The organism is Flavobacterium sp. (assembly GCF_017744675.1).
Taxonomy (GTDB): domain Bacteria; phylum Bacteroidota; class Bacteroidia; order Flavobacteriales; family Flavobacteriaceae; genus Flavobacterium.
In genome coordinates this window covers 384,826-406,241 of record NZ_JAGIAV010000004.1, presented here as the reverse complement: position 1 = coordinate 406,241, position 21,416 = coordinate 384,826, and the positions used below count along the sequence as shown (strand labels likewise).

Annotated in this window: 22 protein-coding genes; 18 read left to right on the top strand and 4 right to left on the bottom strand. The window is 35.3% G+C overall.

Translation table 11 applies throughout. The features are described 5' to 3' along the window. Positions 1–5: 5 nt before the first annotated feature. From J7574_RS12090 to J7574_RS12080, 3 genes are all read right to left on the bottom strand, one after another. Entirely contained in the window at positions 6–2,438 is a 2,433-nt protein-coding gene (locus J7574_RS12090) for a TonB-dependent receptor (protein WP_290968448.1), read from the bottom strand. Between the two features lie 102 nt (positions 2,439–2,540). Further along, complete coding sequence (locus tag J7574_RS12085; RefSeq protein ID WP_290968446.1) at positions 2,541–3,440, bottom strand: FecR family protein; 900 nt, start codon at positions 3,438–3,440, stop codon at positions 2,541–2,543. Between the two features lie 50 nt (positions 3,441–3,490). After that, positions 3,491–4,006, bottom strand: a complete 516-nt coding sequence (locus J7574_RS12080; RefSeq protein WP_290968444.1) for a sigma-70 family RNA polymerase sigma factor — start codon at positions 4,004–4,006, stop codon at positions 3,491–3,493. A gap of 191 nt (positions 4,007–4,197) precedes the next feature. On the opposite strand from J7574_RS12080, the gene J7574_RS12075 reads away from it, so the two are divergent. From J7574_RS12075 to J7574_RS11990, 18 genes are all read left to right on the top strand, one after another. Then, positions 4,198–5,217, top strand: a complete 1,020-nt coding sequence (locus J7574_RS12075) for a hypothetical protein (protein ID WP_290968442.1) — start codon at positions 4,198–4,200, stop codon at positions 5,215–5,217. Between the two features lie 254 nt (positions 5,218–5,471). Further along, positions 5,472–6,833, top strand: coding sequence for an NAD-dependent succinate-semialdehyde dehydrogenase (locus J7574_RS12070; protein ID WP_290971140.1), 1,362 nt, complete (start codon positions 5,472–5,474; stop codon positions 6,831–6,833). Positions 6,834–6,854: 21 nt separating this feature from the next. After that, entirely contained in the window at positions 6,855–7,553 is a 699-nt protein-coding gene (locus tag J7574_RS12065; protein ID WP_290968440.1) for a DUF1826 domain-containing protein, read from the top strand. Positions 7,554–7,776: 223 nt separating this feature from the next. Next, a complete protein-coding gene (locus tag J7574_RS12060; protein WP_290968438.1) occupies positions 7,777–8,169 on the top strand; it encodes a hypothetical protein in 393 nt (130 codons plus the stop codon). 358 nt (positions 8,170–8,527) lie between these two features. Then, the gene (gene ureA / locus J7574_RS12055; RefSeq protein ID WP_111425036.1) at positions 8,528–8,830 is read left to right on the top strand and encodes an urease subunit gamma; all 303 of its coding nucleotides are present in this window, start codon (positions 8,528–8,530) and stop codon (positions 8,828–8,830) included. Between the two features lie 18 nt (positions 8,831–8,848). Continuing rightward, positions 8,849–9,220 carry an urease subunit beta gene (gene ureB / locus J7574_RS12050; protein ID WP_290968436.1) on the top strand — a complete coding sequence of 124 codons (372 nt, stop codon included), beginning with the start codon at positions 8,849–8,851 and terminating at the stop codon, positions 9,218–9,220. Further along, positions 9,217–10,938: an urease subunit alpha gene (ureC, locus tag J7574_RS12045; RefSeq protein WP_290968434.1), complete on the top strand. Its 1,722-nt coding sequence runs from the start codon at positions 9,217–9,219 to the stop codon at positions 10,936–10,938. Before ureB ends, ureC begins: the two co-directional genes overlap by 4 nt. A 79-nt stretch (positions 10,939–11,017) precedes the next feature. Beyond that, positions 11,018–11,605 (top strand): hypothetical protein, encoded by a 588-nt coding sequence (locus tag J7574_RS12040; protein WP_290968432.1) that lies wholly within the window; start codon positions 11,018–11,020, stop codon positions 11,603–11,605. Continuing rightward, a complete protein-coding gene (gene ureE, locus J7574_RS12035) occupies positions 11,605–12,108 on the top strand; it encodes an urease accessory protein UreE (RefSeq protein WP_290968431.1) in 504 nt (167 codons plus the stop codon). Before J7574_RS12040 ends, ureE begins: the two co-directional genes overlap by 1 nt. Before the next feature lies 1 nt (position 12,109). After that, positions 12,110–12,799, top strand: a complete 690-nt coding sequence (locus J7574_RS12030; protein WP_290971137.1) for an urease accessory protein UreF — start codon at positions 12,110–12,112, stop codon at positions 12,797–12,799. Positions 12,800–12,856: 57 nt separating this feature from the next. Next, complete coding sequence (ureG, locus tag J7574_RS12025; RefSeq protein ID WP_290968428.1) at positions 12,857–13,495, top strand: urease accessory protein UreG; 639 nt, start codon at positions 12,857–12,859, stop codon at positions 13,493–13,495. Between the two features lie 4 nt (positions 13,496–13,499). Further along, positions 13,500–14,297 carry an urease accessory protein UreD gene (locus J7574_RS12020; protein ID WP_290968427.1) on the top strand — a complete coding sequence of 266 codons (798 nt, stop codon included), beginning with the start codon at positions 13,500–13,502 and terminating at the stop codon, positions 14,295–14,297. A 6-nt stretch (positions 14,298–14,303) separates the two neighbouring features. Beyond that, positions 14,304–15,002 carry a hypothetical protein gene (locus J7574_RS12015; protein ID WP_290968426.1) on the top strand — a complete coding sequence of 233 codons (699 nt, stop codon included), beginning with the start codon at positions 14,304–14,306 and terminating at the stop codon, positions 15,000–15,002. A 34-nt stretch (positions 15,003–15,036) separates the two neighbouring features. After that, complete coding sequence (locus J7574_RS12010; RefSeq protein WP_290968425.1) at positions 15,037–15,921, top strand: urea transporter; 885 nt, start codon at positions 15,037–15,039, stop codon at positions 15,919–15,921. A 6-nt stretch (positions 15,922–15,927) separates the two neighbouring features. Next, positions 15,928–16,098 carry a hypothetical protein gene (locus tag J7574_RS12005; protein ID WP_290968423.1) on the top strand — a complete coding sequence of 57 codons (171 nt, stop codon included), beginning with the start codon at positions 15,928–15,930 and terminating at the stop codon, positions 16,096–16,098. Positions 16,099–16,119: 21 nt separating this feature from the next. Further along, positions 16,120–17,985 carry a TonB-dependent receptor gene (locus tag J7574_RS12000; protein WP_290968421.1) on the top strand — a complete coding sequence of 622 codons (1,866 nt, stop codon included), beginning with the start codon at positions 16,120–16,122 and terminating at the stop codon, positions 17,983–17,985. Positions 17,986–17,997: 12 nt separating this feature from the next. After that, positions 17,998–18,801 (top strand): DUF2490 domain-containing protein, encoded by an 804-nt coding sequence (locus tag J7574_RS11995; protein ID WP_290968419.1) that lies wholly within the window; start codon positions 17,998–18,000, stop codon positions 18,799–18,801. Between the two features lie 52 nt (positions 18,802–18,853). Continuing rightward, positions 18,854–20,080 carry a Rid family hydrolase gene (locus J7574_RS11990; protein ID WP_290968417.1) on the top strand — a complete coding sequence of 409 codons (1,227 nt, stop codon included), beginning with the start codon at positions 18,854–18,856 and terminating at the stop codon, positions 20,078–20,080. Between the two features lie 335 nt (positions 20,081–20,415). Here J7574_RS11990 and J7574_RS11985 read toward each other — a convergent pair whose 3' ends face one another. Next, complete coding sequence (locus J7574_RS11985; RefSeq protein WP_290968416.1) at positions 20,416–21,300, bottom strand: AraC family transcriptional regulator; 885 nt, start codon at positions 21,298–21,300, stop codon at positions 20,416–20,418. Between the last annotated feature and the right edge of the window lie 116 nt (positions 21,301–21,416).

Here is a 21,416-nt window from a genome sequence, read left to right as displayed (position 1 = left end):
AGAGATTAAAATAAAACTCTGAAACTAAGATTTGGAGTTCTTCGTAAAGCGAATGTATTTACTTCTTCTACCGAATTTGCCAAAGAATTTATTCTGTAGTACTCGTTGATTTCATTTTTCTTGTTGAGAACGTTCAAAATAGACATTCCAAGTTTGTATTGAATATCTTTGGCTGTTTCCCATTTGTAAGTCATAGAAAAATTAACCTGCAAGAAAGTGTGCAGATTGTCACTGTTAGGTTTGTTATAAACCAAAACAGGATTAGAATTATCGATTAAAGTATTTTCAGTTGATGTTTTTGGTTTGCCAGAAGTCCACTTTGTACCCAAAGCAATTTTAAACCTGTTTTTTTCATATATCCCAGCCCACGATGCAGTATGCATGACTTCAAAGTTGTTAGGAAAAACAGGATATTCGTAACTGCTAAAATGATAGTTGTTATGGTTATAAGTATAACTCAACCACGTTAAAAAATGATTCATTTTTTTCTGGGCAAGAATTTCTGCTCCCCAAATTTCGTAGTCGCCAGTTGTCTTTACAAATTCTAATTGGTTCTGAAAACCTTGGCTAGAGGTTGTAATTCCAGTTACTTTTTTATAAAAATTTTCTGCATCAAACAGCCAGTCATTCTTTTTATAGGATAAGTTTAAAGACAGCTGCCTGCTTCTCTGAATAGGAATTGTGGTATTATTAGAAAGTACCCATCTTCTTTTTTCAATTCCAAAATAGTCTTTCTGTAAATCTATAATTTGCTGAGAGTTTTGACTTTTTAATTCTCCTAATATTTCTAAAATCAGGTTTTTATTGATGCCATAACTAAACTGCACTCTAGGCTCTAAAATGTATTTTTTAAATTTATCAATATAATTAATTCGAGTACCTGCCTTAAAATAGATTCTAGAAATAGTATCGTTGTATTTTCCTTCCAGTATTAAAGAATGTATTCTAAGTACTTCTTTAACTTTGCGATAGAAGTTCGGATTTGTTATATCTTCCAAGTTAGTAACACCAATTTCATTGAACTGATATCCATCGTTAAAACTAAACCTTGACGTAATAATATGATTGTTCTCTAAATTAATTCCGTTGTTATTTACCTTATTTTCCTGAATGGCAGTCTGATTATCAAAAGTTGTTTTTTGATTTGCTAAGAGATCATAAGTTGAATTGTAAACATTAATTTTGGTGGTATTATAACGATTCCAGTTTCTTTTCCATAATAGGTTTCCGCCATAATTCTGCTGTTGCAAAACATTATTTTCAGATCTGAACGTGTTATTTGTGGTTGCGCTTTGAAATACTTCTAAATTGTCTTTAATGGTAATGAAATCCAAAACAAGTTGATCTTTTTGACCAATTTTTTGAATATATTTTAAAGTAGCATCATAGAAATTAAACTTTTTATCGCTTTGATAATTAGTGTTTTGACTATTAGAAAAATCTGTGATTGTAGTGTTTTGAAATATTTTCTCAAAATATTCTTTATAGGTGGGAGTTTCCACAAAATCTGTGATAGATTTACGCGCCGAAATTTCGATTGAGCTTTTCTTCGAGAGATTGTATTTGGCATAAATATCAGCGTTAATCATATTTATTCCTGCACCAAAAGAGTTTTTCTCCGTCGTTTCGGGAGTAGAAGAAATATCAAGTACGCTAGAAACACTTTCGCCATAAAAAGCAGAACTTCCATTTTTATAAATAGAAATCGTATGAGGCAAATTTGGATTAAAAACAGAAATTAACCCAAAAAAGTGTCCCGTTTGAAACATTCGTATTCCGTTCCATAAAAACAAATTCTGGTCATGAGTACCGCCTCTCACATTAATGCTAGACACACTTTCATCAATACTATTTACCCCAGGCAGCTGTTGCATGGTTTGCAAAGCATCAGGTTCAATAAGTCCGGGAAGAATACCAAATTTCTTGGGTTTAATTTCAAAAGAGCCGTCTGTTTTTTTTGTAATCCCCGAAGCTAGAATAGAATTGGTTTTAATTTCTTGAAGAACCGTAATTTGAGGTTCTAAAAATATTTGAAGGCAATTTTTTGAATCTAGATTTGCAATAGAAATATCTTTAGGAATAAAACCAACATGAGTAATAGAAATTGCAGTCGCTCCTTCTTTGTTTAATTTGAAATAACCATTTGCATCAGTTGTAACAGGAACTTTATTAGAAAAGGCAATATTTACATCTTCAATAGGTTTTTTATCCTTGCTAGAAAAAATATAACCGCAGATTATGGATGGTTCCTGAGTTCTTTTGTAAATGTTAATAAATTTATTGTCAATGTTTTCAAAAGACAAATTGGTTTTTTCGGTTAAATAGGCCAGTTTCTGTCCTAATGAAAGCGTTTTTTTGGGAGGAATAGCTTCAAGTCCTTCTATACTTTCTTCTGTATAGTTAAAACTTACCAGATGCTGCTGCTCGATATCAAACAATATTTTTTTTATAGGCGTTATTTTTCGATAGTCCTGAGCAAAAGTATTGAGGGCTACGAAAAAAAGCACGAACAAAAAATGAAATTGTGTGGGACGCGACATTTATTTTTCGTCAAATATTATTTTGTTTTTTGAGACTTTTTTTGCTTTCAAATGATAGGTTGTACTGATAATCTGAAGGGTTGTATTTAGATCATTAGAAGGTAATTTTCCTGTAAATAAAGAGTCTGGATTTTGTGTATTTAACTCGATCGTGATATTGTATTGTCTTTCAACTTCTTCTAACAAGCTTCTTATATTTTCTTTATAAAAGCATATTTCATTATTTATCCATTCTGGTTTTGAGGAATAGATCTCTCGATTAACTTGTTTGCCATTGTCAAAAGTCACACTTTGTCCGTGAGTCAATACAATCTGAGCCTGATTATAATTTACTTTTACTCGGCCTTCATAACATATTACGTCAAGCCTTTTATTTCGTGACTTAACGTTAAATTGAGTTCCCAAAACAGTTACTTTTCCCAATTCGGTGCACACTTCAAATCGTCTTCCTTTTGAAACCTTAAAATAAGCTTCACCTTTTAATTCTAATTTTCGATCCGTATTCCAGCCCCATTTTTTATAGTTTATTTCAGAACCTGAATTTAGAACTACTTGAGAATTGTCGGGTAACGTAAAAGTGCTTTTTTGACCAAAACCTGCAGTTTGTGTTTCTGGCATAAAAAATCTTAGAGCAAATGTAATTCCAAGAGCTAAAACCAGTATGGCAGCTATTTTAAAGATCCAATTTTTTTCAAATGAAACTACCTTACTCTTCGTTTTTTGCTGCGTGAGAATATTGGACAACATTGCGTTTTCGTCCAAATCGTCTATGGCCAAATGCGAAGTATAGTCTTTGATTTTCTGGTATTTTTCAAAATCAGCGCTAGCTTCAAACTCGGCTAATTCATCCTCAGATAAATCATTGTTTAACCATTTTGCTAATAAGCGATCTTTTTTCATTTTTTTTTTATTCTATAATTAAAACAGCCAAAGCGAAATTTACCCTACTTTTATAAGTCAATTTCCTTTCGTAAACTTAATAAAGCCAGATGAATGCGTTTTTCGACTGCCTTTACGCTTATGTTCAAGTCCGAAGCAATTTCGCTATACTTTTTGCCATCAATTCGATGCATCAAAAAAGCAACGCGCTGTTTTTCGTTTAAGTTTTCAATAGCTTTTAAAAGTTTGACTTGAAATTGTTTTTCTTCCAAGATATATTCAGGGCTTTCATTGGTTTGATCTAAACTTTTAAAGTTTTTTTCGTATTTCAAGACTACTTTTTCATGAGCAATCTTATTGAGACTGCTGTTGTTGGCAATAGTATAGATGTATGATTTTGCTTTTTCTAGAGGTACCGAACTACAGTTTTGCCACAATTTAACAAACGCTTCCTGCGCCACATCTTCGGCATGATCTAAGTTGCCAAATTTGTAAAATATAAAATTTCGAAGTGCTTTAATTTGATCTTTAAAGAAAGTCGAAAAAATTATTTCATCGCAGGTGTCAGATTGATTCTTAGGTGGCATTTAAATTTCTAATTGGTCATATACAAATGTATTTGTTTTTGATATAAGTAGGGTAAAAAGAAAGCTGATTGTTTTATATCTGAAAGAAAGCTGTTTATTTATAGTCAGTTAGTGTGTAATTCATACTTATTAATATTAAGTAAATTGAAAAACGGTTTATTGAAATTGATTACATTTGTAAAAATATATATATGTCTACTTTTAAATTTTTGTTATCTCTTGGTGCGCTGCTGCTATTGCTGTCGTGTCAAAATGAATCTGATGTTCAAGACGATAACAGACAAGGAACTATTGTAAATACTTCGCCTCTTACAACCTATTTGCAAAGGGTAGCAATGGTGAGCACCGTTCAAGACAATATCATTGATGGATCTACCTATTGTACGATAAAATTTCCGTATACCGTTACCGTAAACAGTCAGAAAATTGCAATTAATTCAGCAAGCGATTATCAAAAAGTAGCAGACAATATCAATGCAAGCAATACAGACAATGATGTTGTAACAATAGATTTTCCTGTTACAATGATTTATTATAATTATTATCAAACGGTTATTGCTACCGAATCTGATTTTAATTCACTGATAGATTATTGGAATAAATTTCCAGATCTTTTAGCTAAAATTAATGGACTGAATATTAATTATCCAATTAGGATTAATATTTACAATAGCTTGAATCAGTCGGCAAGTTCTGAAACGATTGCAAGCGATCACGCCTTTTATGATTTTATAAAAAACTTGAACGGAAGTACCTATATTTCATTGCAATATCCAATTTCTGTAGTCGATTATAATAATAAAACAAATGTGATTTCGAATAATTTAGAATTCGAAAATGCCATAAAGTACGCCATTGATTACTGCCCTGAAAACAATATTGCAACGCTAGATTTTGCAGCAACAATCACTCAAGGTTCTTGGGGAATACCTTACTTTTTTGATGTTACCGAAAAAACCTCTCTTTATAACAGCTATTTGTTTGTCTTCAAGAGTGATAAGTCAGTAGTTGCCACTAAAGCCGGTGTTTCAGAGATAGGCCAATGGGATAGTAGCGTACAGAATGGAACTACAGAATTGAAATTAAATTTTAGTTCCGATTTGCTAAGCAAATTAAATAAAAATTGGAAGTTATTTGAGTTTAATAATTCGCAAGTGCGATTACGCGATGTTAGCAATGGTACAAACTATCTGTATTTCGAAAAAAAATAGACTGGACAATTCTTCTTCAAGCTCTAGTATGAGATAAATTCTATCTCCTTATTTGCGACCTAATTGTATCTCATATCCTTATTCCATGCAGTTTGGGCAGTGTAGTCTATTAAATCACAATTCCTTTTAGCGTTGATAATTTTTTAGTTAAAATGCCCCGTCCAAAAAATAATAGCTTCAATACATTTTTAAAAATTAAAATAAATTGTACCTTTTAATGAGCTTTAAAAAAAGAAGCATTAAAAAATAGTAGTATCATGAAATCTATAAACCCATATAACCAAGAAGTAGTATTTGAAATTGCTGAATGGAGCAACAAAGATGTTGAAAAAGCAATTGACAAAGCCGATGCGCAGTATAAGAGTTGGAGAGAAGTTCCTTTTTCTGAACGTTCCCTATTGATGAAAGCGGCTGGCCAAGAGATGAGGAAGAATGCGAACGAATATGCTCAAATTATTACGCAAGAAATGGGAAAACCAATTGCCCAATCGCTGGCTGAAGTAGAAAAATGCGCTAACCTATGTGATTTTTATGCTGAAAACGCTCCAGTGATGCTTGCTGATAAAATAATTGAAACAGACGCAGATAAAAGCTATGTAAGCTATGAACCAATAGGAGTTGTTATGGCCATTATGCCTTGGAATTATCCGTTCTGGCAGGTTATGCGATTTGCTGTGCCGGCACTTATGGCTGGAAATGTTGGACTATTAAAGCATGCTAGCAATGTGATGAAAAGTGCCATAAGTATTGAAAAAATATTTGAAAGAGCAGGTTTTCCAGCTGGATGTTTTACGAATTTGCCAATTGGCAGTAAAATGGTAGAAGAAATCATTAGAAACCCTAAAGTGAAAGCCGTTACACTGACAGGAAGTGAAGCAACGGGAAGAGCGGTGGCGGCTGTTGCAGGAAGCGAAATCAAAAAAACAGTGCTCGAGTTAGGAGGAAGCAATGCCTTGGTTGTTTTTGCCGATTGTAATTTGCAGCAAACCGTAAAAACTTGTGTTCAAGCGCGCTTTCAGAATGCTGGACAAAGCTGTATTGCAGGAAAACGATTGTTGGTAGAAGCATCTATTGTGGCAGAATTTACAAAAGCTTTTCTGGAAGAAGCAAGCAAACTTCGTTCGGGAGATCCTTTGAGTAAGGAAACGACAATTGGAACAATGGCTCGCATTGACCTTGCAGAAGAACTCGAAAAACAGCTTCAAGATGCGCTAGAAAAAGGTGCAGCCGTTTTGTTGGGAGGAAAAAGAGACAAAGCCTATTTTGAACCAACTGTTGTTGGAAATGTTACCACAGAGATGGCAATTTTTAAAGAAGAAGTATTTGGTCCGCTGATCGGAATCACGACTTTTAAGGATGAAGAAGAAGCTGTCGCACTATCAAACCATAGCCCTTTCGGACTTGGCGTTACTATTTTTACAGAAGACTTTGAAAAAGTCTCTCGATTAGTGCCTAAATTTGACGAAGGTGCTGTATTTGTAAACGAGTTGGTAAAGAGCGATCAGAGATTGCCTTTTGGAGGCGTTAAAAATTCAGGATACGGCCGTGAACTTTCGCAAGATGGCATTCAGGAATTTGTAAACAAGAAGACGGTTTACATTAAGAAATATAAATAATTAATCTCGTTACATTATAATATGAATACTATATTTTCTGCCAGCAGCCAAATTGGTATGGTCTCTAGTTTTTCCGAACTTGTGCATACTGATTTTAAGGAAGAAACAAATGCATTGTGCTGGTACAGAAAATTGGATGGCGATTTTAGCGAAATTGTAAGCCAATTGAGTTTAAAGGAAAATATAACAGAAGTGTATCCTGAAGATTTAATGGCGCTCCAATTATCAGAAAGGGGAAACATGGCGAGAGAAACAATCTTGAACGATCTGCAATTATTAACTGATTTTGGAGCATCGCCTTCTCTTAATTTATTGAAATGCTACGAACGAGATGATGAATTTGATTTTATATCCACCGACGTGTATTCATTTCATGTTGATCGTTCGCCCATTGCTACAGATACCTTTTTATGCACCTATCACGGAGCAGCAAGCGATATTATCTCCAATTCGGAGGCAGAGCAGAAAATACTAATTCCAGAAATTAGAGCCAAATTACAAGAGCTTCACGACGGAACAGAAGAAGAATTTGAGAATTTTTTAAAAGAGAATTTCTTTGATTTGCATTATCAATTGCATGAAGATGCTAAACCGATCAATTTAGGGCAAATGCATCTTTGGCGTTTGGCTGTTGATCATCCAAAGCAAAAAGTACTGCCTTGTATTCATAGAGCGCCAAAAGAGAATGAAGGGGAATATCGTTTGTTATTAATTTGCTAAATAAGAATATTTTTTGTAAGAATAAATCTATATATTAAATTTTAAAGCTAAAAATTCGGGGCAGTTTTGGTTAAATTAGTAAATATTAGAAAATGATGTTAAAATTCTGTTATTTGCAAATTTGGAAAAGAAAAGTCAAGATTTGTGCTACTCAATTGTATTTCAACCCTACTAAATTTGCAAGTATAAAAGGAACAAACCTCTATTAATTGAAGTCTTTGAGATGAAGTTAGCTTATATTCTTTTTTTACAAATTTGTCTATTAACTATCCCAAATAGTTATAGCAAGGCTATTGTAAATAAGGCAAATAGCAATGCCTCGACAGTATCTTTTTTTGAGACTTCAACTCCATATAAAGCCATATTTGAAAAGACGCTTTCAGATTCTGACCAATTGAAATTTGTTTTATTGGAGAATACTTCAGAAACAGAAAAATGCAGCACTCCTTTGCTTGCATCTTCACTTCATTTAAATGGAAATAGCTTAAGAGACAATCATTTTGCTTTCGACGAAAATGCAAAATTGAACCGTCAAGGGCTAATGGAGCGCAATTTCACTCCTTTTAGAAACATGTCAAGAAATATACTATTTCACAGCTTGAAAATCCACTTTTAATTCTTTTTTAAACGCTTTAGCCAAAATTTAGTGCTTAGTATTCATGTTAAAAATAAAGTTTTTAATCATGGAAAGGAGAACTATGTCCTTATTTTAGTTTAAAGTAAAAGGAAGAAATTTAATTTACTATCGACCCCTAATGACAGTTTGCAGTAAAGAAGGCAAGTGCACGGCCTTTCTGTAAAAGTGCATTAGCGTATTCAAGTAGAACAATTCTATTTGGAAAGGGCAAGTATTGCCTTGGTTTCACTCCTCCCATCTATTTTATCACATCCGTAAAGCCATGATTGATTTTTAAGGAGATCAGCTATGCAGCTTTCAATACCACACGTTATTTTTTTAACTAAAAATTTTTATTATGCATTTAACACCAAGAGAAATTGAGAAGCTAATGCTGCACACAGCTGGCGAACTGGCTCAAAAGAGAAAAGCCCGTGGCTTAAAACTAAATTATCCAGAAACCATTGCACTTATTAGCAGTGAACTTATGGAACGTGCGCGAGACGGCAAGACAGTAGCCGAGTTAATGCAATATGGTGCGACACTTCTTCGTAAAGAAGATGTGATGGAAGGCGTTGCAGAAATGATTCATGATATACAGATCGAAGCAACATTTCCTGATGGCACCAAACTAGTAACTGTGCACAATCCTGTGCGATAAACCTAAAAAAGACTAACGATGATTCCAGGAGAAATTATATTACAAGATAGTGCTATTATTTGTAATGATAGCCGTGAAACGTTAAAGATAAAAGTTACCAATACCGGAGACAGACCTATTCAGGTAGGTTCTCATTTTCATTTTTTTGAAGTGAACAGAATGATGTCATTCGACAGAGAAAAAGCATTCGGAATGCGATTAAATATTATTGCCAGTACAGCCGTAAGATTTGAGCCAGGAGAAGAAAAAGAAGTGGAACTGACTCGATTTGGAGGCAATCAAAAAATCTATGGCCACAACAATTTAGTTGATGGAGATTTAGCTCCGCATAATAAAGCCCTTGCATTAGAACGCTTAGAAGAAGGAAAATTTAAAAATGTGAAATCATGAGTTTAGAAGTAACTAGAAAAAATTATACAAGTATTTTTGGTCCAACAGTAGGAGATCAAATACGTTTAGGAGATACCGACCTTATTATAGAAATCGAAAAAGATTTCTGCTCTTACGGAGATGAAGCAAAATTTGGTGGAGGAAAAACGGTAAGAGATGGAATGTGCCAATCTTCGACAGCTTTACGCGACGGAGGTGTACTTGATTTTGTAATTACAGGTGCTACAATTATTGACCACTGGGGAATTGTAAAGGGTGATATTGGTATCAAAGATGGAAAAATTGTAGGAGTGGGTAGAGCTGGAAATCCTGATACAATGGACAATATCACACCCAATATGATTATTGGAGCTTCAACAGAAGTCCATGGCGGACACGGGTATATTGTTACGGCTGGAGGAATCGATACGCACATCCACTTTATTAGCCCTACGCAAATAGAAACAGCTTTGTATAGCGGTGTTACCACTATGATTGGCGGTGGAACTGGTCCTGCTGACGGAACAAATGCAACAACGGTTACTCCAGGAAAACACAATATTAAGAGAATGTTGCAAGCTGCAGAAGCATTTCCTGTAAACGTGGGGTTCTTCGGAAAAGGAAATGTGGCTACAGAAGCTCCAATCGAAGAGCAGATTGAGGCAGGTGCATTGGGAGTAAAAATCCATGAAGATTGGGGTGCAACTCCTGCTGTAATTGATGCTTCTTTAAAAGTGGCAGATAAATATGATGTGCAAGTAGCGATTCACACTGATACGCTTAACGAAGGAGGATTTCTTGAAGATACCATGAATGCTATTGCAGGACGTGTTATTCACACTTTCCACACAGAAGGAGCTGGTGGAGGTCACGCGCCAGATATCATCAAAGCAGCAATGTATCCAAATGTATTGCCAGCGTCTACAAATCCAACTAGACCTTACACGACAAATACTATCGATGAGCACTTGGATATGTTGATGGTTTGCCATCACTTAAGCCCACAAATTCCAGAAGATGTTGCTTTTGCCGATTCACGTATTCGTCCAGAAACGATTGCGGCAGAAGACGTGCTTCAAGATATGGGAGTTTTCAGTATCATGAGTTCAGATTCACAGGCTATGGGGCGTGTAGGAGAAGTAATTACTCGTACTTGGCAGACAGCAGATAAGATGAAGAAACAGAAAGGATATTTGGCTGAAGATGCAGAAAACAAAAACGACAACTACCGTGCAAAAAGATATGTTTCTAAGTACACAATAAACCCTGCTATTGCACACGGAATTTCTAATTATGTTGGCTCTATAGAATCTGGAAAAATTGCCGACTTGGTAATCTGGAAGCCTTCATTGTTTGGAGTAAAACCAGAAATTATCGTAAAAGGAGGTTTTATTGCAGCAAGTAAAATGGGAGATGCAAATGCTTCTATTCCAACACCACAGCCAATTATTATGCGCAATATGTTTGGAACTTACGGAAAAGCATTGACAAAAACGGTGTTCACCTTTGTTTCTCAGGCAGGTATAGACAATAATATTGCCGAAGAATACGGTTTGGAAAAGAAATTATTGGCCGTTTCAAATTGCAGAAATATTGGAAAAGCAGATATGATTCATAATAATGCCACTCCAGAAATCATGGTAAATGCAGAAAATTATACTGTGACAATCAATGGAGAGAAAATCACTTGCGAACCGGTGGATAAACTTCCATTAGCACAATTGTACTACTTGTTTTAATTAATAATAATTCTATTTCTCACTGCAACAGTTTGTTGTGTTGCAGTGAGATTAGAAATAACAATTTCAAAAGAAGATTATGAATACTTGGAAAATTAATTTGAGTTTAGTTCTTCTCCTAGTTTGTGCTAGTCTAACAACGGTTCATGCACAGAAAGGATCTTTAATGCTTTACGGTTCATTAACTTATAAAGACAATAATAATACAGGAAGCACTTTTGCTGCAAATCCAATTGGAGTAGGATATTTTTTTAATGATCACGTAGTTGCCGGGATGAATTTTGCTTTCGATCAAGAGAAAAATCCAGATGGAAATCTTACTGATTCTAAACACGAAATCGGTCCTTTTTACAGTGATTCTTGGAATATCGGCGATCACTTTGCCATCATCGCACAAGCAGACGCACATTATGTATGGGGAAACACGCTTATGAATACTCCAGGATCTTATAGCTATAATGGTTATCTAGGAAGAATTTATCCAATTGTTGCCGTATTTCTAGGTCACGGATGGGCGTTAAAAGCTAAATTCTGTGAACTGTCTTATGAAAATACTACAGGAAACGATGCAAATAAAACGAGCAATAAAACATTTGTTGCAGGAATAAACGGGTCAACATTCGGACTGGGAGTTTCAAAAAACATCTCCTTTAAAAAAGCGAAATAATGATTATACAACAGATAATAGGCAATACAAAAACACAATCAATTGAAGGTTTAGAGATCGATCTGCTGGAAATTGAGTGGTTTGAGACTACCAAGCGAATTCAGCGTAAGCGAACAAATTCTGGGGTAGAAATTGCAATTAAATTTATTCAGGAAGGACAGCGATTGAATCAAGATGATATTTTGTATCAGGATGAAAAAAAAGCTATTGTCGTGAATATTAAATCTTGTGAAGCAATCGTAATGACACCATCTTCTTTATTGGAGATGGGTACGATTTGCTATGAAATTGGAAACAAACATCTTCCATTGTTTATTCAGAACGATCAAATTATGATGCCTTTTGAAATGCCAATGTTTAGATGGTTGGAAGCGAGCGGTTACAAACCAGAAAAACAGGAGATAAAACTCTTGCATTTGCTAAAATCAAACGTAGCGCCTCACGGTCACGGAAACTCGTCTCTTTTTACAAAAATTCTAAATATGGCTTCTTCAAATGACTAATATAGAAAACACCTATTTAGGAAGTCTTCTGCATTTGGCAGATCCGACTTTACCAATTGGAGGATACACACACTCCAACGGATTGGAGACTTATGTTCAAGATGAGGCAGTAAATTCTGTGGTTTCAGCCAAAGAATTTGTGTCAAATATGTTAATGTATAACATTAAATACAACGATGCATCTTTTTTAAAACTAGCCTATATAGCTGCGGCAGACAACGATTTAGAAACGATAATTAAACTAGATCAAGAATGCAGCGCTTTAAAGAGTCCGCGTGAGATACGAGAGGCGAGTCAGAAATTAGGAATTCGGTTGATTAAGATTTTTCGAAGACAAAAAGCCTTTGGCCTTATTGACGGTTATGAACGTGCAATTGCCAATAAAGAAGCAACGGCACATTATTGCATTGCTTTTGGTTTGTACGCGCAATTATTAGAAATTCCTTTAGACGAAGCCTTGTTTGCATTCTATTACAATGCCGCTATCGGAATGATTACCAATTCGGTAAAACTGGTGCCCCTAGGACAATTAGAAGGACAAGATGTTTTATTCGAATTGCAACCGCTGATTAAAAAATTAGCAAAAGAAACTTTAACAGTAGACAGAGAATTGGTAGGCCTTTGCAGCATCGCTTTTGATATTAGATGTATGCAACACGAGAGACTTTACTCAAGATTATATATGTCGTAAAAAAAATGCAAAGTACAAAGTACAAAGTACAAAGAAGAAAGATAAAAGATAAAGAAAATGGAAGCTAGAAAATATGTAAAAGTAGGAGTGGCAGGGCCTGTTGGTTCAGGAAAAACTGCATTATTAGAACGTTTGAGCAGAAAAATGCTAAAAGATTATAATTTAGGAGTAATCACCAATGACATCTATACGAAAGAGGATGCTGAGTTTATGGTGAAAAACAGCCTTTTGCCTAAAGAAAAAATTATTGGAGTAGAAACTGGAGGTTGTCCTCACACTGCAATTCGCGAAGATGCAAGTATGAATTTGGAAGCAGTAGATGAATTGGTTTCTCGTTTTCCAGATATCGAATTAATTTTAATTGAAAGCGGTGGAGATAACCTTTCTGCAACTTTTTCGCCAGACTTGGCCGATGTGACGATTTTCGTTATAGATGTTGCTGAAGGAGAAAAAATCCCTCGTAAAGGCGGACCTGGTATTACAAGATCTGATTTGCTTTTGATCAATAAAATTGACTTAGCGCCTTATGTTGGAGCAAGTTTGGAAGTAATGGAAAACGATGCAAGAAGAATGAGAAAAGGAGCGCCATTTGTGTTTTCAAATCTTAGATCTACAGAAGGAATTGATGAAGTGATTGGATGGATCAGAAAATATGCATTGCTAGAAGATATTGAAGAACCAAATTTAATTCGTTAATCGAATGGTAAGTACCCTAAAAATAGAAATAGAAGAAAGGGATGGGGAATCATTTTTAAGAGATGCATACGTTACACAGCCCTTTAGGATTATGCCTGTGGGGCAATATAAATCGGATGGAGCTTCGTATTTGATGATTATGAGTTCGTCTCCAGGAATTTTAAGCGGAGATACTTATGATATTCAGGTGCATGTAAAAGAAAATGCTCGTTTGCAGCTGCAGTCACAATCTTATCAGCGATTGTACAATATGGAAGGCAGTGCTGCACAGGTCATGAATGTGAAAATGGAAAAGGGAACTTCGTTTTCGTATGTGCCACATCCTGTAGTGCCTCACGAGGATTCTACTTTTAAGAGCCATAACAAGATTAGTCTTGAAGATGATTGCGATCTTACAATAAGCGAAATTATTACTTGTGGTCGTAAACATCACGGAGAAACTTTTAAATATGCTCATTTTCAGAATCTTTTAGAGGTGTATCACCATGATCGTCTTATCCTAAAAGACAATGTTCTCTTAAGACCCGATATTATGCCCTTATCGGCTATGGGTTTGCTGGAAGGCTTTACCCATCAAGGAACTTTTGTATATCTCAATACAAAAAATGAAGATGTAGAAGAGCAAATCGAATACTTCTTTAAAGAATTGGAAACATTAGAAAATGTAGCATTTGGAATTAGTGAATTGGAATTTAACGGCTTTGTCATTAGAATTCTAGGACATGGAGGAGAGCAAATGTTTGATTTCTTCAGAAAAGTGCAAGATGTGCTTTGGGAAGAAAAAGCAGCAATACAAATTTAAACAGTTATGGATTCAAATTTAATAGCGTTATCAATTACAGCTATCAGCATTAGTTTTTTTCATACAGCATCAGGCCCAGATCATTATCTGCCGTTTATTGTTTTATCGCGATCGCGTAAGTGGAGCTTGTCTAAAACAATCATGCTAACTATAGTTTGCGGTTTAGGGCATATTTTAAGTTCGGTGATTTTAGGAATTATTGGGGTATTCTTAGGATGGCAGATCAATAAAATAACCTTTTTCCAAGATTTTAGAGGCAATATTGCAAGCTGGGCGCTGCTGTTATTTGGTGCCATTTACCTCTGTTATGGACTTTGGGCTGCTTACAAAAATAAAGCGCACAAACACTTTGACGTAATGGGAGAAGATGTATTTGTGTATTCGCACAGACATGGCGAAGTGGTTATGCCCACAAATCGGGTTAAAGTAACGCCTTTGGTTTTGTTTGCCATTTTTGTGATGGGACCAAGCGAACCGCTAATTCCGTTGTTATTCTATTCAGGATTAAACCGTTCTGTTGCTGAAATTTCGACAATCATTGGTGTATTTACGCTAAGCACAGTTTTAACAATGCTAGCAATGGTGCTTTTGGGCGTTTACGGATATTCTTTTTTCAAAACGGAAAAATTTGAACGCTACACTCCCGCAATTAGTGGAGCAGTAGTTCTAGCCTGCGGTTTTGGGATGGTTTTTTTGGGATGGTAATTCAAATAATTTTTCACTTTAGAAGTATATATAAATGAAAAAAATTAAAACGATAGTAGAGACTGTGCTTAAGGGCATTGGTCAAATTATGCTCCAAGAAAGCGCTTGGACAGGTTTGTTATTTTTAGTTGCAATATCCTACGATTCTTTGCTTATGGGTTTTGCTGCATTAGTAAGTGCTATAATTGGAACGGCAACAGCCAAAATCTTTCAATTTAGCGACGAAAATATAAAAGCAGGTTTGTACGGATTTAATGCAACCCTAATTGGAGTGGGGTTAGCTTTCTTTTTTCAAACAAGTCCATTAATATGGTTTTTAATTGTTTTAGGATCCATATTAAGCACTCTGCTTATGGAATTTTCCATTCGTAAAAAGATTCCTTTTTTCACCTTTCCTTTTATCGTAATCACTGTAGCTGCTGTTTTAAGTATTCAGCATTTTGGGTTAGCAGCAGCAAGAATACCTGAAGCAAATGTAGAAATGGATGGGCTTGAGGTTTTTGAAGTAGCTGCGCATGCTTATAGCGAAGTGATTTTTCAGGGAACTATTGCGGCAGGATTGCTGTTTTTTATAGGGGTCTTTCTTAATAATCCAACAGCAGCGCTATACGGATTCGTAGCGGCAATAATTGCGGGAGCAATAGCACATTTTGACCGAGATTCTGTAAAATTAATTGAGGATGGAATGTTCAGCTTCAATGCTGTTTTATGCGGAATTGCTTGCAGCGGAACAAAACCAAGAGACGGATTGTATGTATTGCTATCCGTAATCATAGCAACATGCTTTGATATTTTTATGATGCATAATGGATGGATTACGCTTACGTTTCCGTTTGTTTTATCGATGTGGGTTATTGTTTCCTTAAAAAAATTAGTAGGTCATTTTGAAAATAAAATGGCAATTGTAGAAGAAAAATAAAAAATAATGAGGAACAAACTTTTTACAGGGATTGTAATAGTGTTGTTAATAGTGCAGAACGGATTTGCACAAGAAGCAAATAAAGTAGAAACAAATAAGTCAGAAGTATATAAGCCAGAGGCAGATACAGTGCATCTGAGCAAAATTGTTATAAGCAACATCGACTTTAGAAAATAAATAATGAAAGTCGATTTGAAAATGTCACCGGTTAATTCCGCTCAGGATTTATTGAGAAAAGTTCCTGGATTGTTCATCGCACAGCATGCTGGTGGCGGTAAAGCAGAACAAATATTTTTGCGCGGATTTGATAATGATCACGGAACAGATATTAGCGTTATGGCTGACGGAATTCCAGTAAATATAGTCTCGCATGCGCACGGACAAGGTTATGCCGATCTGCATTTTTTAATTCCAGAAACGATCAAAGACATTGATTTTGGAAAAGGAGCTTATTATGCCGATAAAGGAGATTTTAATACCTCAGGCTATGTCAATTTTAGCACTTTTGACAGATTGGATAATAATCTTTTCAAAATTGAAGGAGGTTCTTTCAATACCATGCGTGCCGTGACGATGCTTAATCTTTTAAATAAAAATAATAAGGATAAAAGTTTTTATGTAGCAGGTGAATTCAATTATAGTGATGGACCGTTTGACGTCAAACAAGATTTTACACGCGTTAATTTTCTGGCAAAGTACAGCCAATGGATTGATGAAAAACAATATATCTCTGTTCTAGGATCTACTTTTACTTCTAAATGGAATGCTTCGGGACAAATTCCAGAAAGAGCAGTAGAAGAGGGCATTATAAGCAGATGGGGTTCAATAGATCCAACAGAAGGAGGAAATACTTCGAGAACAAATCTTGCCGTACATTATAGATATTTAGCCAACGAGAACGAAGAGTTTTCGAGCAATTTATTTTATTCTAAATATGATTTTAATCTGTTTTCGAATTTTACTTTTTATCTAAATGACCCCGTTTACGGAGATGAGATTCAACAGATTGATAATCGTTCTATTTATGGTCTAGAAAACAAGTATATCCGAAGATTTGCCTTTGAAAACAGCAACATGACTTGGACCTCTGGAGCAGGTTTTCGTTTTGATGATATTAAAGATTTGCAGTTAAATCACGTTTATCATCGCGATTTATTATTAAACAGAATGTCTGATGGTTCCGCATCCGAGATCAATGTTCATGGTTATACTTCATTAGATTATAAAGTAGGGAAATGGCTTATCAATCCATCAGCGAGATTAGATTATTTTACTTTTAGTCTTCATGATCGTCTTGCTAGTTTGCCTGCTTCAAGAGAAGCTTCGGCAGCTAGGATAAGTCCAAAACTGAATATATCGTATACGCAGAACAGTAATGTGCAATGGTATATTAAATCTGGTTTTGGATTTCATTCCAACGACGTACGCGTTGTCGTAGCGCAAGACGGGAAAGACATTCTTCCGTATTCTTTTGGAAGCGATTTTGGGGTTATTCTTCGTCCAACAGCTAATATGATTATCCAGCCAGCGATTTGGCACATGTATTTGCAGCAGGAATTTGTATATGTTGGAGACGAAGCCGTGGTAGAGCCATCAGGAAAAACACGCCGTTTAGGATTTGATTTGAGTTTAAGATACCAGCCTATTTCATGGCTGTATCTAGACGGAGATCTTAATTATGCCCATGCCCGTTTTATCGACGAGCCCAAAGGAGAAAATTATATTCCGTTGGTTCCAACTCTTACCAGTACTGGAGGTGTGGCGGTAAAACTTCCATCTGGTTTTTCGGCCAATTTAAGATACCGCTATATGGATTCTAGACCAGCAATCGAAGATAATTCGGTAAGAACACGAGGTTATTTTGTTAATGATTTGGTGCTGGCTTATGGCAAAAGAAAATGGGAAGTAAATCTGCAGTTTCAAAACATCTTTAACACCAAATGGAACGAAGCACAATTTGAAACCGAAACCAGACTTAGAAATGAGACTAATCCAGTATCAGACTTGTGTTTTACACCAGGAACTCCTTTTGCTGTAAAAGCAGGAATAAGTTACAAATTTTAAAATTCAGAAAATATGAAAAAAGTGCTTGCAAGAAGCAAATTGTTCTTGGCAGCGCTTATTTTCGTGGTCACACTCAGTAATACTTACGCACAGTTAAGTCCTCCAGGGTTAGGAGAAGCAAAAAATGCTTCTTGGTTTGCCTTTGGAGTCAGGCAATCTTTGGATTCACTTAAACAAAAAGAATCGACCACTTATGTAGGCGTTGGACTAAAGAGCAGTCCAGATGAGAATAATCCATTTTCAAAAATGGCTATTCTGGTCATCAATGAAGAAATTTCCAATCGTTACAAAAAGAACTGGGAATACTCGTATGCATTAAGTTACAGACGATCTAATAATTACGACTCAGCAGCTCCATACGAGACATTAGATCCAGCAATTGAACAGGAATTTAGAGTATACGGGCGTTATTCTTATGTCATGGAAGCCAATGGACTGAAATGGAAAAATACCGTAAGACAAGAATTCAGGAAATTTTTTAATCCTGATTTTAGTAATGCCGAAGAAAATTTTCAGTTGCGCACAAGGTTTAAAACACAGTTAAGTCTGGATTTAGGAACTACTAAAACACATCATATTATAGGAGGTGCCGAAGCGCTTTTTGCAATTAGTAAAGAAAATGAGCCAGAAAAGCAATGGTCAAAATTTGATTATAAAGAAAGCAGATTTACACTTTATTATTCGCTTAGTCCGCATGAGATCCCATTTATTTTCGATGTAGGTTATATGTATAATCTAATAGGAAAAGGAGCTGATATTTCAGACGTAAATTACCTAGCCGTAGATATAATTTGGAAGAATCCTTTTGGGAAATAATACTCTTATACAATATAAAAAGCAATTATAAAAACAGAAAAACAAACAAATTATGAGCGAAATTAAAAAGAACTCGAGAAACACAGAAAACGCGCCAAAAAGCCCTTTTTCAACGCAAACAGTAGCGTTTTCTCACTACAACAATTTTTCGGCACAATTGCCTGTAGATCCTAAAACGGGCGAAATTGTCAGCAGTGATATTAAAGAGCAGACAAAACAATGTTTGGCTAATATTCAAACGATTGTAGAAAGCATTGGCCACGTTATGGACGATGCTGTAAAATTGACTGTTTTCTTGAAAGATATTTCAGATATCGAAGCAGTTGATGAAGTGTATAAAACATTCTTCCAAAAAGAACTTCCAACACGTACAACAGTTCAAGTAGCGGCCTTACCGTTAGAAGAGGCTTTAATTCAGATAGATGCTCTTATCTCAAATGGAGAAGGAACAACTCCGCAGAAAGCTTTAGATCTTGTAAAAGTAACAAGAAATACAGAAAACGCGCCAAAAAGCATTCACGCGCATACTGTTGCATTTTCTCATTACAACAATCTTTCAGCTCAATTGCCAATTGATCCGAAATCTGGTGAAATTGTAGCTGGTGGAGTAAAAGCGCAGGCGGAACAATCTTTAAAAAACATTAAAGCTATTTTAGAAAGCATCGGACATGTTATGAATGATGTGGTTAAAACTACTATTTTTCTAAAAGACATTGCAGATGCAGATGCCGTAAGCGAAGTTTTAACAAAATTCTTCCCAACTTATGTTCCTGCAAGAACAATTGTTAACGCTTCGGCTTTGCCAATGGATGCTCTAGTACAGATTGATGTTGCAGTTTCTCATGGTGATGGAACACCTCCACAACTTCCAGAAGACACAAGATTTTTGGTAATCGAAGCAAACAACACAGCAAACGCACCAAAAGTTTCGTATACCCATACTGTAGCTTATTCACATTACAACCACATTTCTGGGCAATTGCCTTTAGTTGCCGCAACCAATCAAATAGTTGCTGGTGGTGTAAAAGAACAAGCAGCTCAATGCTTAAATAACATCAAAGCAATTGTAGAAAGCATCGACCACAAAATGGACGATATTGTTAAAATCAATATTCAGCTTAAAAATGTAGCAGATATAACGGCTGTAAACGATGTCTATACTTCATTTTTCACTGGCGACTTGCCAGCAAGAACGGTGATTGGCGTTTCTGCAATTCCTCAGGATGCTTTAATCCAAGTGGATGCTGTAGTTTCAAACAGCGAAGGCACGCCAGCTTAACCGATAGCTGAAAATAATATTTTTTAAGTAGAGCCTTTTATAGGCAAAAAGCGCTTATCACAGGATTTCAAAGATTCTGTATAAGCGTTTTTGTTTATAGAAATAAAAATCAGTGCGAATTAGCGTTCTGGCCAAATATATTTTAAACACATAGAAACATAGCTTTTAGGACACATAGAACTATGTGTTAAAGCTGGCTTTTTCTGCAATCTTGAACACAAGCAGTAAAATCTATGATTCTATGTGTTTAAATAAAAAAATCCGTGTATATCCGCGTTTTCGCAAAGCGAATCCGTTTCATCCGCGTACTATTAGCCGCGTGTTTAAACTAAATTTTAATGCTTCAAAAACTTAGATCGATAATCAGAAGGTGATTGTCCCGTTACTTTTTTAAACATACGCGAAAAATAAGAAGGCGACTGAAAATGCAATTCAAAAGCTATTTCTGCTATTTCTTTAGAATTATCCTGCAAAAGAATCTGGCTGTGCTGAATTGTAATTTCATTAATCCATTGTTTTGGTGCTTTTCCGGTAGTTTCTTTGACGCATTTGTTCAAATAATTATCAGATATCTTCAATAGATTCGAGTAGAAATCGATGTTTTTGTGTCGAATGTGGTTCTTCTGCACCAATTCTCTAAAATGAAAAGAAATAAAGCTGGTTCGATTAAGCGATTTGTTATCGGTATTTTCTGTTCGAATAATCTTTAGCAACGCCGATTGAAGAAGTGCAATCGTAATGGCATCAATATGTTCATCTTCATTTAACTCTTCTTCCAGCAATTCAAACAAACGAATCAGCCAATTGATTTTATTAGGATCTAAAATCGAGAAAGGAGAAGTATAAAAGAAATTTAAATCACTCGTGTTTAATGCAATTTCGGTTATCACTTCATTTTCATAAATTATAAAAAAGCCTTCAACATCTTCTGATAGTTCCAATGTTGCTGTAAAATTTCCTTGTTTGATATTCAGTGCCTGATTGGCATTAATTTTAAAAACAGAGGTCTCCAACTGTTGCTTTACATATCCTTTTGTTACAAAAATCAGAAAATTAAAAGTAGTCTGATATGGATTAACAGGTATGACAATTTTCTTCAAATAATTTTCAATTCGATATAGCTGTACATTAGAATTATTAAAAAGATTATGAGTTGATATATCAGGAAGAAAGAACTTCTTGTACTCATAATTAGTTATTAATTTGGGATTGTTTTTCATGCAAAATTGATTTTCTAATAGGTTGCGAATGCAAAATGAATAAGAAGTAGTACAAGATTAAAGTTGATTCTTAAAGCTAGATTGAAAAGCCCAAAAGGTGCACTAATTTACGCTTT